The sequence below is a fragment of the Pseudomonas sp. GQ91 genome, from assembly GCF_059758795.1.
Genome location: NZ_JCAXED010000002.1, coordinates 23,460 through 36,970 on the forward strand (window position 1 = coordinate 23,460; position 13,511 = coordinate 36,970).

General features: G+C 60.7%; 12 protein-coding genes. 4 read left to right on the top strand and 8 right to left on the bottom strand.

What is annotated here, in order from left to right; genetic code table 11:
* Window positions 1–46: 46 nt before the first annotated feature.
* The 4 genes from lon to cmoB all read left to right on the top strand — a co-directional run bounded on the left by lon (window position 47) and on the right by cmoB (window position 5,116).
* The gene (gene lon / locus AC6CIA_RS02265) at window positions 47–2,467 is read left to right on the top strand and encodes an endopeptidase La (protein ID WP_498310445.1); all 2,421 of its coding nucleotides are present in this window, start codon (window positions 47–49) and stop codon (window positions 2,465–2,467) included.
* 200 nt (window positions 2,468–2,667) lie between these two features.
* Window positions 2,668–3,060 carry a protease inhibitor I42 family protein gene (locus tag AC6CIA_RS02270; protein WP_498310446.1) on the top strand — a complete coding sequence of 131 codons (393 nt, stop codon included), beginning with the start codon at window positions 2,668–2,670 and terminating at the stop codon, window positions 3,058–3,060.
* Window positions 3,061–3,383: 323 nt separating this feature from the next.
* Entirely contained in the window at window positions 3,384–4,163 is a 780-nt protein-coding gene (gene cmoA, locus AC6CIA_RS02275) for a carboxy-S-adenosyl-L-methionine synthase CmoA (RefSeq protein ID WP_498310835.1), read from the top strand.
* Window positions 4,160–5,116, top strand: coding sequence for a tRNA 5-methoxyuridine(34)/uridine 5-oxyacetic acid(34) synthase CmoB (gene cmoB, locus AC6CIA_RS02280; RefSeq protein ID WP_498310447.1), 957 nt, complete (start codon window positions 4,160–4,162; stop codon window positions 5,114–5,116). Before cmoA ends, cmoB begins: the two co-directional genes overlap by 4 nt.
* 132 nt (window positions 5,117–5,248) lie before the next feature.
* Here cmoB and tadA read toward each other — a convergent pair whose 3' ends face one another.
* The 8 genes from tadA to lepA form a co-directional block, all read right to left on the bottom strand.
* Window positions 5,249–5,746 carry a tRNA adenosine(34) deaminase TadA gene (gene tadA, locus AC6CIA_RS02285; protein WP_498310448.1) on the bottom strand — a complete coding sequence of 166 codons (498 nt, stop codon included), beginning with the start codon at window positions 5,744–5,746 and terminating at the stop codon, window positions 5,249–5,251.
* A complete protein-coding gene (locus AC6CIA_RS02290) occupies window positions 5,746–7,128 on the bottom strand; it encodes a multicopper oxidase family protein (protein WP_498310450.1) in 1,383 nt (460 codons plus the stop codon). Before AC6CIA_RS02290 ends, tadA begins: the two co-directional genes overlap by 1 nt.
* Window positions 7,129–7,374: 246 nt before the next feature.
* Window positions 7,375–8,118 carry a pyridoxine 5'-phosphate synthase gene (pdxJ, locus tag AC6CIA_RS02295; protein WP_498310451.1) on the bottom strand — a complete coding sequence of 248 codons (744 nt, stop codon included), beginning with the start codon at window positions 8,116–8,118 and terminating at the stop codon, window positions 7,375–7,377.
* Between the two features lie 51 nt (window positions 8,119–8,169).
* On the bottom strand, window positions 8,170–8,859 hold the full coding sequence (recO, locus tag AC6CIA_RS02300) for a DNA repair protein RecO (protein ID WP_498310452.1): 690 nt from the start codon (window positions 8,857–8,859) through the stop codon (window positions 8,170–8,172).
* A gap of 161 nt (window positions 8,860–9,020) precedes the next feature.
* A complete protein-coding gene (era, locus tag AC6CIA_RS02305) occupies window positions 9,021–9,923 on the bottom strand; it encodes a GTPase Era (protein WP_084376177.1) in 903 nt (300 codons plus the stop codon).
* The gene (gene rnc / locus AC6CIA_RS02310; protein WP_084376178.1) at window positions 9,916–10,605 is read right to left on the bottom strand and encodes a ribonuclease III; all 690 of its coding nucleotides are present in this window, start codon (window positions 10,603–10,605) and stop codon (window positions 9,916–9,918) included. Before rnc ends, era begins: the two co-directional genes overlap by 8 nt.
* A gap of 154 nt (window positions 10,606–10,759) precedes the next feature.
* Window positions 10,760–11,614, bottom strand: coding sequence for a signal peptidase I (gene lepB, locus AC6CIA_RS02315; protein WP_339528805.1), 855 nt, complete (start codon window positions 11,612–11,614; stop codon window positions 10,760–10,762).
* Between the two features lie 5 nt (window positions 11,615–11,619).
* Window positions 11,620–13,419, bottom strand: coding sequence for a translation elongation factor 4 (gene lepA, locus AC6CIA_RS02320; protein ID WP_498310453.1), 1,800 nt, complete (start codon window positions 13,417–13,419; stop codon window positions 11,620–11,622).
* Window positions 13,420–13,511 lie beyond the last annotated feature (92 nt).

Genomic DNA, 13,511 nt, shown 5'->3' on the forward strand with positions numbered 1-13,511 from the left:
CTCACCCGCCCCATCTAACCTGCATACTTCCCTGTGCAGGTGCCCCATGAGCGACCAGCAAGAATTCCCTGATATCGATCTCAACGACTACGCCGACCCCGAAAACGCTGAAAGCAACTCGTCCCACACCGGCCTGGCCCTGCCGGGGCAAAACCTGCCGGACAAGGTTTACATCATCCCGATCCACAACCGGCCGTTTTTCCCGGCGCAAGTACTGCCGGTGATCGTCAATGAAGAACCCTGGGCGGAAACCCTGGAACTGGTGAGCAAATCCGAACACCATTCCCTGGCCTTGTTCTTCATGGACACGCCCCCCGAAGACCCACGGCACTTCGACACCTCCGCCCTGCCCCTGTACGGCACCCTGGTGAAGGTCCACCACGCCAGTCGCGAAAACGGCAAACTGCAATTCGTCGCCCAGGGCCTGACCCGCGTGCGGATTCGTACCTGGCTCAAGCATCACCGCCCACCGTACCTGGTGGAAGTCGAATACCCACACCAACCGACCGAGCCGACGGATGAGGTCAAGGCTTACGGCATGGCCCTGATCAATGCGATCAAGGAGCTGCTGCCACTCAACCCGCTGTACAGCGAAGAATTGAAGAACTACCTCAATCGCTTCAGCCCCAACGATCCGTCGCCATTGACCGACTTCGCCGCGGCGTTGACCTCGGCCACCGGCAACGAATTGCAGGAAGTGCTGGACTGCGTGCCGATGCTCAAGCGCATGGAAAAAGTCCTGCCGATGCTGCGCAAGGAAGTCGAAGTCGCGCGCCTGCAAAAAGAAATTTCCGCCGAAGTGAACCGCAAGATCGGCGAGCACCAGCGCGAGTTCTTTCTCAAGGAACAACTCAAGGTCATCCAGCAGGAACTGGGGCTGACCAAGGATGATCGTAGCGCCGACGTCGAGCAGTTCGAGCAACGCCTGGAAGGCAAGGTATTGCCGCCCCAGGCGCAGAAGCGCATCTCCGATGAAATGAACAAGCTGTCGATCCTGGAAACCGGCTCACCGGAATACGCCGTGACCCGCAACTACCTGGACTGGGCCACGTCGGTGCCGTGGGGCGTGTATGGCGAGGACAAGCTCGACCTCAAGCACGCCCGCAAGGTACTGGACCAGCATCACGCCGGCCTCGACGACATCAAGAACCGTATCCTCGAGTTTCTCGCCGTGGGCGCCTACAAGGGCGAAGTCGCCGGTTCCATCGTGCTGTTGGTGGGCCCGCCAGGCGTGGGCAAGACCAGCATCGGCAAATCGATTGCCGAATCCCTGGGCCGGCCGTTCTACCGCTTCAGTGTCGGCGGCATGCGCGACGAGGCCGAGATCAAGGGGCATCGCCGCACCTACATTGGCGCCCTGCCGGGCAAACTGGTGCAGGCGCTTAAAGATGTCGAAGTGATGAACCCGGTGATCATGCTCGACGAGATCGACAAGATGGGACAGAGCTTCCAAGGCGACCCGGCGTCGGCACTCCTGGAAACTCTCGATCCGGAACAGAACGTCGAATTCCTCGACCATTATCTGGACCTGCGCCTGGACCTGTCGAAAGTGCTGTTCGTCTGCACCGCCAACACCCTGGACTCGATCCCCGGTCCGCTGCTGGACCGCATGGAAGTGATTCGCCTGTCGGGCTACATCACCGAAGAAAAGGTCGCCATCGCCAAGCGTCACCTGTGGCCCAAACAGCTGGAAAAAGCCGGCGTGGCGAAAAGTACCCTGAGCATCAGCGACGGTGCCCTGCGCGCATTGATCGACGGTTACGCCCGGGAAGCCGGCGTACGCCAACTGGAGAAGCAACTGGGCAAACTGGTACGCAAGGCGGTGGTCAAGTTACTGGATGAGCCGAAGTCGGTCATCAAGATCGGCAACAAGGACCTGGAAAGCTCCCTGGGCATGCCGGTATTCCGTAACGAGCGCGTGCTGTCGGGCACCGGGGTGATCACGGGGCTCGCCTGGACCAGCATGGGCGGCGCGACGTTGCCGATCGAGGCGACGCGCATCCACACGCTGAATCGCGGCTTCAAGCTCACCGGGCAACTGGGCGACGTGATGAAGGAATCCGCGGAGATCGCCTACAGCTATGTCAGCTCGAACCTGAAGTCGTTTGGCGGTGATCCGAAGTTTTTCGATGAAGCCTTCGTTCACCTGCACGTGCCGGAAGGCGCCACACCCAAGGACGGCCCGAGTGCCGGGGTGACCATGGCCAGCGCGTTGCTGTCGCTGGCACGTAACCAGCCACCGAAAAAAGGTGTGGCGATGACCGGCGAGCTGACGCTGACCGGGCATGTATTGCCGATTGGCGGAGTGCGCGAAAAAGTGATCGCGGCGCGGCGCCAGAAGATTCATGAGCTGATCTTGCCGGAGCCCAATCGGGGGAGTTATGAGGAGTTGCCCGACTATCTGAAAGAAGGGATGACGGTGCACTTTGCCAAGCGCTTTGCGGATGTGGCTAAAGTGCTCTTCTGATAATGATGCAGTGCCGAGCAAGTCGAATCGTCGCACCGCCGCTCCCACATGTGACCGAGTACATCCTTTGAAATGCGGGCAAAATGTGGGAGCGGGCTTGCTCGCGAAGGGGCCCGCCCAGTCACCACCAGCGCCCTCTCGGCCCACCTTGCCTCATCTTCGGTTATGCTCGCCCTTCGTCGCCAACAAACGGAGCCTCCATGACCGCTGCCCGCCTGCTTCTCCCGTTGAGCCTCGCCGTGCTCGCCGCCTGCGCCAGTGCGCCCAAGCAAAACATCACCGTGGAAAACCAGAGCGCCTGCCCGCTCCAGCTTAAAACCGGACAAAGCCTGACCCTGACCTTGCCCAGCAATCCCACCACCGGTTACCGCTGGGCTATCCAGGACTCGGCCGGCGGCGTGCTGCGCAGTCTGAGTCCCGAGGTCTATAGCAATCCCGAGGACTCCGGCCTGGTCGGCGCGGGCGGCAAATCCACCTGGCGCTTCAAGGCCTTTGCGGCAGGCGAGGGCCGCTTGCGCCTGACCTCCCAACAGCCTTGGGCGCCGGAAGTGAACCCAGCGGAAACCTTCGACTGCGCCATCACGGTGAATTGATACGCCAAGGCCGATAACGCCGCACATACCGCTTGACCACCACCGCCAGCACGGAGCTTCTGTGGTGAAGAGCTTGGTTGTGGCTAGGGGTTTCACTGTGGCTAGGGGGCTTGTCCCCCGTTGGGCGGCGAAGCCGCCCTGAAACCGACCGCCTCGATCTACCTGACAATACACGGAGCTCTTTCTGGGGCGGCTTCGCCGCCCAACGGGGGACAAGCCCCCTCGCCACAGGGCAAGCTTCCTCGCCACAGGTGGTTGTTGTGTGTGAGTGCTTATCTTCTCAACACAGACAATCCGCGCATCCGAAGGCCAACTTGGCTAAAATGCCGGCCTTTCCCCTTTTCGTCGCCGGAACCACCGTGAGCAAAGAATCCGACCGCCTATTCGCCCAGCCCTTGCCCAAGGTGCCGGACTTCGCCTTCAACGAGGACGTGGTGCGGGTGTTCCCGGACATGATCAAGCGCTCGGTGCCGGGCTACCCGACCATTGTCGAGAACCTTGGCGTACTTGCCGCGCAGTTTGCACAGCCCAACAGCGTGCTCTACGACCTCGGTTCGTCCCTCGGCGCGGTGACGCAGGCGTTGCGCCGCCATGTGCGTACCGACGGTTGCCGGGTGATCGCGGTGGATAACTCGGCGGCGATGGTCGAGCGCTGCCGGGAGTACCTCAACGGCCAGGACTCAATGTTCCAGGAGTTGCTGCCGGTGGAGGTGATTGAGGGCGATATCCTCGCGCTGCAATTTCAGCCGGCCTCGGTGGTAGCGCTGAACTTCACCCTGCAATTCATCGCTCCCGAGGAGCGCCTGACGCTGCTCGGGCGGATTCGCCAATCGCTGCTGCCGGGTGGCGCGTTGATCCTTTCTGAAAAGCTGCGCTTCAACGACCCCGAAGAGCACGCCCTGCTCAACGACCTGCACATCGCGTTCAAGCGCGCCAACGGCTACAGCGAACTGGAAATCGCCCAGAAACGCAGCGCCATCGAAAACGTCATGAAGCCCGACAGCCTCGAAGAACACCGCGAACGCCTGCTGGCGGCCGGTTTTTCGAGCGTCGTGCCGTGGTTCCAGTGTCTTAACTTTGCCTCGTTGATTGCCCTGCCATGATTGATTTGTCTCCCCTCGCCCGGCATCTGGTCGGAACTCCCCTGGCTGTCTGGGCCCAAGGCCTGCAAGCACAACTCGATGCGAAGATGGAAAAAGGTCATGGCGACCTGGAACGCTGGCAGAGTGCGCTGGATGCCTTGCCCGCCCTCATGCCGAGCCAAATCGACCTGCTCAATGGCCTGCTGCTGGACACCGATTGCGACGACGCAACCCGCGTGCAGATGCGCAGCGCGCTGATGGGCCTGAGCCCGTGGCGCAAAGGCCCGTTCGACCTGTTCGGCGTGCATGTGGACACCGAATGGCGCTCGGACTGGAAATGGTCGCGGGTCGCGCCGCACCTGGACCTCAAGGGCAAGCGCATCCTCGATGTCGGTTGCGGCAACGGTTATTACATGTGGCGCATGCTCGGCGCCGGCGCCGACAGCGTGATCGGTGTCGACCCGAACTGGCTGTTTTTCTGCCAGTTCCAGGCGGTGCAGCGTTATCTGTCAGCACCGAATGCCTGGCACTTGCCCTTTCCATTTGAAGACCTGCCGCCCAACATGGAAGGCTTCGACACGGTGTTTTCCATGGGCGTGTTCTACCACCGTCGCTCGCCCATCGAGCATCTGCTGGCGCTCAAGGATTGTCTGGTCAAGGGCGGCGAACTGGTCCTGGAGACGCTGGTGGTCGAAGGCGATCAACAGCAAGTGTTGGTACCGGAAGACCGCTACGCGCAGATGCGTAACGTGTGGTTCCTGCCATCGGTGCCGGCGTTGATGCTGTGGCTGCGGCGCGCCGGGTTCAGTGACGTGCGTTGCGTGGACGTCAGCGTGACCACGGTCGAGGAACAGCGCGGCACGGAGTGGATGAAGTATCAGTCACTCAGCGACTTCCTCGACCCTGAAGACCACAGCAAGACCATTGAAGGGCTACCCGCGCCAATGCGCGCGGTGATTATCGCCAAGAAGTAACCTTCACGCCTCCTGCCAAATAGAGATCAAAAATGTGGGAGGGGCTTGCTCCCGATAGCTGTGTATCAGTCAGCTTATCTGTAGCTGACCCGCCGCTATCGGGAGCAAGCCCCCTCCCACATTTGCGCCTATTTAGAGTGGGGGTTTTGCTCGGCGCGCCTTGAAGAACTCACTTAGAACAGTGCCGCATTCCTCGGCCAGCACCCCGCCTTCAAACAGCACCCGATGATTGAGAAAGCCCTGGGTAAAAAACTGCCCCTGGCTTTGCACAATCCCGGCCTTGGGCTCCAGCGCACCGTAGACCACCCGGGCAATCCGCGAGTGGACGATCAACCCGGCGCACATGCTGCACGGCTCGAGGGTCACGTAAAGGGTGCTGCCCGGCAGGCGGTAATTGCTGACCGCCTGGGCCGCGGCGCGGATGGCGACCATCTCGGCATGGGCGCTCGGATCGTTGCCGCTGATCGGGCAGTTGAAGCCCCGGCCGATGATTTCACCGTCCTGCACCAGCACCGCACCGACCGGCACCTCACCCAGCGCCGCGCCTTGGGCGGCGAGCGCCAGGGCTTCGCGCATAAAGTCCTGGTCACGGCTGCGATCAATGATCGCCGTCGGGCGAATCTGGCGCATCACGCTACCTCGATGGCGGCCATCAGGCCGGTTTCCATGTGGTCGATCACATGGCAATGGAACATCCACACCCCGGGATTATCCGCCACCAGCGCCACACGGGCCCGCTCGTTCTTGCCCAACAGATAAGTGTCGGTGAAGTACGGCGTGACCTTGTGCCGGTTCGAAGCGATCACCTTGAAACTCATGCCATGCAGGTGGATCGGGTGCTGGTACTGCGTCATGTTCTTCAATTCGAAAATGTAACTCTTGCCCAGTTCGAGCTTGGCAATCGGACGGTCGGCGCAGGTCTTGTCGGTGATATCCCAGGCTTGGCCGTTGATCTGCCACAGGCTTGGCGGCTTGCCATTGTCGACGTTGACCGAGACCGCGCCCACCCACTCGAAATTGAAGTTGAGTTTCTCGGCGTTGGCCAGGTCCGGCTCGGCAATCGGGTTGGCCGGCAGCGCGGGCGGCCATTCGGTGGGTGCGTCGGTATTGGCCACCGAACGGAACGTGCCCAGGCGTACCGGACCGTTGCGGATCGAGAGTTCTTCGCCGGCCGGCGGGGCCTTGACCGCCAGGCAAATACGCATCCCCGGCCCCAGCCAGTAGTCCTTGCCCAACGGACGTGGCTGAATGGGATTGCCGTCCAGCGCATAGATCTGCGCTTCGATACCGGGAATATTCAGGCGATAGGTCAGGGTGTTGTCGAGGTTGAGCAGGCGCACCCGGGTGATTTGCCCGGCCGGCAAGTCGATCACCGCCTGGGGCACGCCGTTGATGCTCGACAAGCGCCCGGCGGTGCCGCCACGGGCCGCTTCGCGCGGGATGCTGAAATCGACAAAGGCGCCCTCTTCATCGATATGCCAGTTTTTCAGGCTCAACGTACGTTCGTATTTGAAGCCGGTGGGCTCGCGCTCTTCGACAATCAGCGGGCCGACCAGGCCACGGCCCAATTCTTCGCTGCTGCTGACGTGAGGGTGGTACCAGTAGCTGCCGGCATCCGGCACGCGGAACTTGTAGTCGAAGTATTCACCGGGCAGCACCGGCAATTGCGAGACGTAGGGCACGCCGTCCATTTCCAGCGGCAGGCGGATGCCATGCCAGTGGATGGTGGTGGCGACCGGCAAATGGTTGATGAATCGCACCCGCAGCCATTCACCCTGGCGTACGCGCAATTCAGTGCCGGGTGCCGAAGGGCCAAACGCCCAGGCTGGGGTCTTGTGTCCGGGTACCAGTTCCACGTCCAAGGGCGCAGCGATCAGTTCGTAATCGTGTCCAGCCTCGGCCTCGGCGACTTTCCCCAGCCAGTAGCGGTAGGCGCCACCAGCACCGACGCCCACTACGGCCAGGCCTGCAAGACCACCCAGGATTTGTCGACGGGAAAAGGATCGGGACACAACTACCTCACGTATCTGCCGCGGGCCAGGAGCCTGCAAAGGGCAGATACGATACACCTGCACCGCCTAAACAGTAAGGCTTCGCATTGCCGCATGGCGAAATGGTAGCGGCCAATGAAGATCAAATGTGGGAGCGGGCTTGCTCGCGATCGCGGAGTGTCAGTCACCGAATACATCGACTGATTCACCGCGATCGCGAGCAAGCCCGCTCCCACATTTTTGATCTTCAGTGTTTTTAGGCTGTGTTTAGCCTCTGGCGGCGGCCTGGATCAACGCCTTCATCTCGGCAACCGCACCCTTGAAGCCGACGAACAGCGCGTGGGCCACCAGGGCGTGGCCGATGTTCAGCTCGTTGATGCCCTTGATCGCAGCCACGGCTTCGACGTTGTGGTAATGCAGGCCGTGTCCGGCGTTGACGATCAAGCCTTCGCGCAAACCGCAGGCCACGCCGTCGACGATGCGCTGCAACTCATCGGCAACGTCGGTTGGCGTGGTCGCGTCGGCGTAGCGGCCGGTATGCAATTCAATGGCCGGCGCACCGACACGACGGGAAGCTTCGATCTGCCGCTCATCGGCGTCGATAAACAGCGATACCTCACTGCCGAGCTGCGACAGGCGTTGCACCGCGGCTTTGATCCGCGCTTCCTGCCCGGCCACATCCAGGCCGCCTTCGGTAGTCAGTTCCTGACGGGTTTCCGGCACCAGGCAGATATGCGCCGGGCGAATGCGCTCGGCAAACGCCATCATTGCTTCGGTGACGCCCATTTCGAAGTTCATGCGGGTCTGCAGCACATCCTTGAGCAGCAGCACATCGCGCTCCTGGATGTGCCGGCGGTCTTCGCGCAGGTGCACGGTGATGCCGTCGGCGCCCGCTTCTTCGGCGTCCAGCGCGGCCTTGACCGGATCAGGGTAACGGGTGCCCCGGGCCTGACGCAGGGTAGCGACGTGGTCGATGTTGACGCCGAGAAGAATGCGATTGCTGGTGGTCACGGAAGCGCTCCTGAATAGGGAAAGAAACGCTGCACAGCATACACGGGGATGTCAGGGCTTTCGAAACAACTCGCGACTGACCAGCGGCCGACCGCCCAAGTGTACGGCCAGCGCTTGGCGCATCAGGCGCTTGGCGGCGGACAAGGCGCCGGGAGCGCTCCAGTCGGCCTCACTCATGGCCAGCAACTCGGCGCCCTGGAACAACCCCGGTTGCAGCAGGTAAACCCGTTCCAGACCCGCGTCCACTTGCAGACGGTACATGCCGTCGGCGGCGATGGGCTCGCCGTGCAGATCATTGCTGAGTTCAAAACCGTAGCCCAGGTCGTCCAGCAGGCGCCACTCGAAAGCACGCAGCAGCGGTTCCAGCGCACGGCCTTCAGCGAGGGCTAGCAGGGTCGCGGCGTAGTGATCGAAAACCGCCGGGTGCGGGTCTTCGGCGGGCAGCAGGCGGATCAGCAATTCATTGAGGTAGAGGCCACTGAACAGCGCCTCGCCGTTAAGCCAGCTGGAAGTGCCGACACTTTCCAGGCGGCCAACATTTTTCAGTTCGCCCTTGCCCCGAAACTCCACATCCAGCGCTACAAAGGGCCGCGCCAGCGTCCCCGCCTTGCCCCGCGCACTGCGCAATACCGCGCGCAGACGGCCTTGGGGCGTGAGGAAATCCACCAACGCGCTGCTCTCGCGATAGGCGCGGCTGTGCAGGACGTAGGCGGGTTGGCTGGGGGGCGGGGATGGGGACATAGAGAGCTCGCTGAGGGAACAGGGTCTTCAAAGCGACGTGATTACTGTAGGAGCGAGCTTGCTCGCGAAGAACGTTAACGATGACGCGATTATTCTGATTAAACGCGTCGTTCTCAGGTTCTTCGCGAGCAAGCTCGCTCCTACAGGGGGGGGGCGGCGCTTCAGAGGTCGCCGTAGCCCAGGGAGCGCAATGCACGCTCATCGTCGGACCAGCCGCCCTTGACCTTGACCCACAGGTTGAGCATGACCTTGGAGTCGAACAACACTTCCATGTCCTTGCGCGCTTCGGTGCCGATACGCTTGATGCGCTCGCCCTTGTCGCCAATGATGATTTTCTTCTGGCCGTCACGTTCGACGAGAATCAGCGCATGGATGTGCAGGGTTTTCCCCTGTTGCTTGAACTCTTCGATTTCGACAGTGATCTGGTACGGCAGCTCGGCCCCCATCTGGCGCATGATTTTCTCGCGCACCAGTTCGGCGGCCAGGAAACGGCTGCTGCGATCGGTGATCTGGTCTTCGGGGAAGAAGTGCTCGTTCTCCGGCAGGTAATCGGCGATCACCCGCTCCAGCGCATCCAGGTTGTGCCCGTGCTGCGCCGAGATCGGCATGATCTGCGCGTTCGGCAACTGCGCCTGCAACCAGCTCAGGTGCGGCATCAGCTCGGCTTTGTCTTCAATCCGGTCGGTCTTGTTCAGCGCCACGATCAACGGGCCGGTGACGTACTGCACACGCTCGAGGACCATCTGGTCTTCGTCGGTCCACTTGGTGCGGTCGACCACAAAAATCACCACGTCGACGTCTTTCAACGCTGCCGAAGCGGTCTTGTTCATGTAGCGGTTCAGGGCTTTCTCGCCGTCCTTGTGCATGCCCGGGGTATCCACATAGACCGCCTGGACGTGGCCTTCGGTCTTGATTCCCAGCATGTTGTGACGGGTGGTCTGTGGCTTGCGCGAGGTGATCGCCAGCTTCTGCCCCAGGATATGGTTCAGCAGCGTGGACTTGCCCACGTTGGGACGGCCGACGATGGCAACATAGCCACAGCGAGTTGCGGTTGAATCAGTCATGGCCATTCTCCACGCCCAGGGCAATCAGTGCTGCGGCGGCCGCTACCTGTTCGGCAATACGACGGCTCACACCCTGACCTCGGCTTTTTTCATTCAATAAGGTGATTTCACATTCGACGAAGAACACTCGGCAATGCGGCTCACCCTGGATATCCACCACTTCGTAACGTGGCAGGTCACACCCACGGGACTGCAGGAATTCCTGCAGGCGGGTCTTGGGGTCTTTATTGGTGTCCACCAGCGTCAGGCCTTCGAACTCCGAGGCCAGCCAGGCCAGCACGCGCTCCTTGGCCACGTCCATCCCGGCATCGAGGTAAATGGCGCCGATCAGCGCTTCAAGGGCGTCCGCCAGAATCGATTCGCGGCGAAAGCCCCCGCTTTTCAGTTCACCCGATCCCAGGCGCAGGTATTCACCCAGGCCGAAACCGCGAGCCAGTACCGCCAGGGTCTCGCCTTTCACCAGCCGCGCGCGCAGGCGCGACAACTGGCCTTCACGGGCCAGCGGGAAGCGATCGAACAGGGCTTCACCGGCGACAAAGTTGAGGATGGCATCACCGAGAAACTCCAGACGCTCATTGTTGCGCCCGGCAAAACTGCGGTGTGTCAGGGCAAGGACCATCAATTCCTGGTCCTTGAAGGTGTATCCGAGCTGACGCTCTAGACGACTTAAAGAAACGCTCACGGTTTACCCACTTTCAGTACGTGGCGCCAAAGGCCATCGACGATTAACGCTGTGTTCAAATTCAAATCCTGGCAATGCTGCGTATTGCTCGAGACCGGACAATTGTCCGGGTCCCAGAAAAGCATTCGGCGCTGTGTTCACAGCGCCGCATGGATTACTTGATCAACCCGACCCGCGAGAAGTTCGGCAGGTGGCTGAGCTTGGGTTCCGGCCAGCTCATCCAGACCGCGAAGGCCTTGCCGACGATATTTTTGTCGGGGACCATGCCCAGCAGTTCCTTGGGAATGTTCGGATCATCCCAGTAGCGGCTGTCATTGGAGTTGTCGCGGTTGTCGCCCATCATGAAGTAATGCCCGGCGGGCACCGTCCACTGGTTATCGGGCGGCGAACGGTAGCGGCTCATTTCCTTGCGGATTTCATGCTCCACCGCTCCGAGTTTCTCCTGATACAGCTCGGCGCTGCCCAGGGTGTTGGGTTCGGAACCCAGCAGTTTTTCCGCCACTGATTCGCCGTTGACGAACAGCCGCTTGTCGCTGGTGTAACGAATCACGTCACCCGGCAGGCCGACTACACGCTTGATGTAGTTGACGCTCGGATCGCTCGGGTAGCGGAACACCATCACATCGCCGCGCTGCGGATCACCGACTTCGATGATTTTCTTGTCGATCACCGGCAAGCGAATCCCGTAGGAAAACTTGTTCACCAGGATGAAGTCGCCCACATCCAGGGTCGGCTTCATCGATCCCGAAGGAATCTGGAACGGCTCTACCAGGAACGAACGCAGCACCAGCACGATAAACAGAACCGGGAAAAACGACTTGCCGTATTCAACCAGCAGCGGTTCCTTGTTCAGTTTCTCGATCACGGCCACATCAGGCTGGCTGACGCTGCCCTGATAGGACGCAATCGCCGTGCGTCGACGCGGAGCGAAGAACACCAGATCAAGCAACGCCAGAAAACCGCAGACGGCAACGGCGATGACCAGCAACAGCGGGAAATTTAGTGACATAGGACCTAACTATCCAACCTGAGCACCGCAAGGAAGGCTTCTTGTGGAATTTCCACGTTGCCCACTTGCTTCATGCGTTTTTTACCGGCCTTTTGCTTCTCAAGCAGCTTGCGCTTACGGCTGACGTCGCCACCGTAGCATTTGGCCAGTACGTTCTTTCTGAGTGCCTTGACGGAGGTCCGCGCAATGATCTGCCCGCCAATGGCGGCCTGGATCGCGACGTCGAACATCTGGCGCGGAATCAGTTCCTTCATTTTCTCGGTCAACTGGCGACCTTTGTAGTGCGCGTTGTCCTTGTGCACGATCAGCGCCAGAGCGTCGACCTTGTCACCGTTGATCAACACATCCAACTTCACCAGATTGGCCGATTGATAACGGTCGAAATGGTAGTCCAGCGAAGCATAGCCGCGACTGGTGGATTTGAGACGGTCGAAGAAGTCCAGGACCACCTCGTTCATCGGCAAATCGTAGGTCACTTGCACCTGGGTACCGAGGAACAGCATGTCGTGCTGCACGCCACGCTTTTCGATACACAGGGTAATGACGTTACCCAAGTGCTCTTGCGGCACAAGAATATTGGCCCGCACGATCGGTTCGCGCATGTCTTCGATGGAAGACAGGTCCGGAAGCTTGGACGGGTTGTCGACGTAAATCGTTTCACCGGTTTTCAGCGCCAGCTCGAAAATAACCGTTGGCGCGGTGGTGATCAGGTCCAGGTCGTATTCGCGCTCGAGGCGCTCCTGGATGATCTCCATGTGCAGCATGCCGAGGAACCCGCAACGGAAGCCGAAGCCCAGCGCGTCGGAACTTTCCGGGGTGTACTGCAACGACGAGTCATTGAGGGTGAGCTTTTGCAGGGCTTCGCGGAAGTCTTCGAAGTCGTCGGAGCTGACCGGGAACAGGCCGGCATACACCTGCGGCTGGATGCGCTTGAAGCCCGGCAGCACGTCGACGTCAGGCGTCGAACTCAACGTCAGGGTGTCGCCCACCGGAGCACCGTGAATGTCCTTGATACCGGCGATGATGAAGCCTACTTCGCCGGCTTTCAGGTCGGTGGTGGCGGTGTGCTTGGGGTTGAACACGCCAACGCTGTCCACCAGGTGAATCTTGCCGGTGGACTTGACCAGGATCTTGTCGCCCTTTTTCACCCGGCCATGGCGCACGCGGACCAGGGACACAACGCCCAGGTAGTTGTCGAACCAGGAGTCGATGATCAACGCTTGCAGCGGATCTTCGATATTGCCGGTGGGCGCGGGAATGGTTTTCACCAGGCGCTCGAGGACTTCGTCGACGCCCAGGCCGGTCTTGGCGCTGCACTCGACGGCGTCGGTGGCGTCAATCCCGATGATTTTCTCGATTTCTTCTTTGACACGGTCCGGATCGGCCTGCGGCAGGTCGATCTTGTTCAGCACCGGCATGACCTCCAGGCCTTGCTCGATCGCGGTGTAGCAGTTGGCCACGGACTGGGCTTCAACGCCCTGCCCCGCGTCCACCACCAGCAACGCACCTTCACAGGCCGCCAACGAGCGGCTGACTTCGTAGGTGAAGTCAACGTGGCCGGGGGTGTCAATGAAGTTCAGTTGGTACTTGATACCGTCTTTGGCGGTGTAGTACAGGGTAACGCTGTGGGCCTTGATGGTGATCCCGCGTTCGCGCTCGAGGTCCATGGAGTCCAGCACCTGGGCTTCCATTTCACGCGCGGCAAGGCCGCCGCACATCTGGATGAACCGATCGGCCAGCGTCGACTTGCCATGGTCAATGTGGGCGATGATGGAGAAATTGCGGATATGACTCAAATCACTCACGGGTCAACACTCAAAAAGGCTGCAGGCAGACTGCCCGCTGAAAAATAGCCGGGAATTGTACCTGATGCTCGGGCCAGACGTCATCCTTGCCG

What these genes read in the sequence shown, in the direction of transcription:
- lon (WP_498310445.1), top strand. Translation starts at nt 47, where the DNA reads ATGAGCGACCAGCAAGAATTCCCTGATATCGATCTCAACGACTACGCC.
- AC6CIA_RS02270 (WP_498310446.1), top strand. Translation starts at nt 2,668, where the DNA reads ATGACCGCTGCCCGCCTGCTTCTCCCGTTGAGCCTCGCCGTGCTCGCC.
- cmoA (WP_498310835.1), top strand. Translation starts at nt 3,384, where the DNA reads ATGCCGGCCTTTCCCCTTTTCGTCGCCGGAACCACCGTGAGCAAAGAA.
- cmoB (WP_498310447.1), top strand. Translation starts at nt 4,160, where the DNA reads ATGATTGATTTGTCTCCCCTCGCCCGGCATCTGGTCGGAACTCCCCTG.
- tadA (WP_498310448.1), bottom strand. Translation starts at nt 5,746, where the DNA reads ATGCGCCAGATTCGCCCGACGGCGATCATTGATCGCAGCCGTGACCAG.
- recO (WP_498310452.1), bottom strand. Translation starts at nt 8,859, where the DNA reads ATGTCCCCATCCCCGCCCCCCAGCCAACCCGCCTACGTCCTGCACAGC.
- era (WP_084376177.1), bottom strand. Translation starts at nt 9,923, where the DNA reads ATGACTGATTCAACCGCAACTCGCTGTGGCTATGTTGCCATCGTCGGC.
- lepB (WP_339528805.1), bottom strand. Translation starts at nt 11,614, where the DNA reads ATGTCACTAAATTTCCCGCTGTTGCTGGTCATCGCCGTTGCCGTCTGC.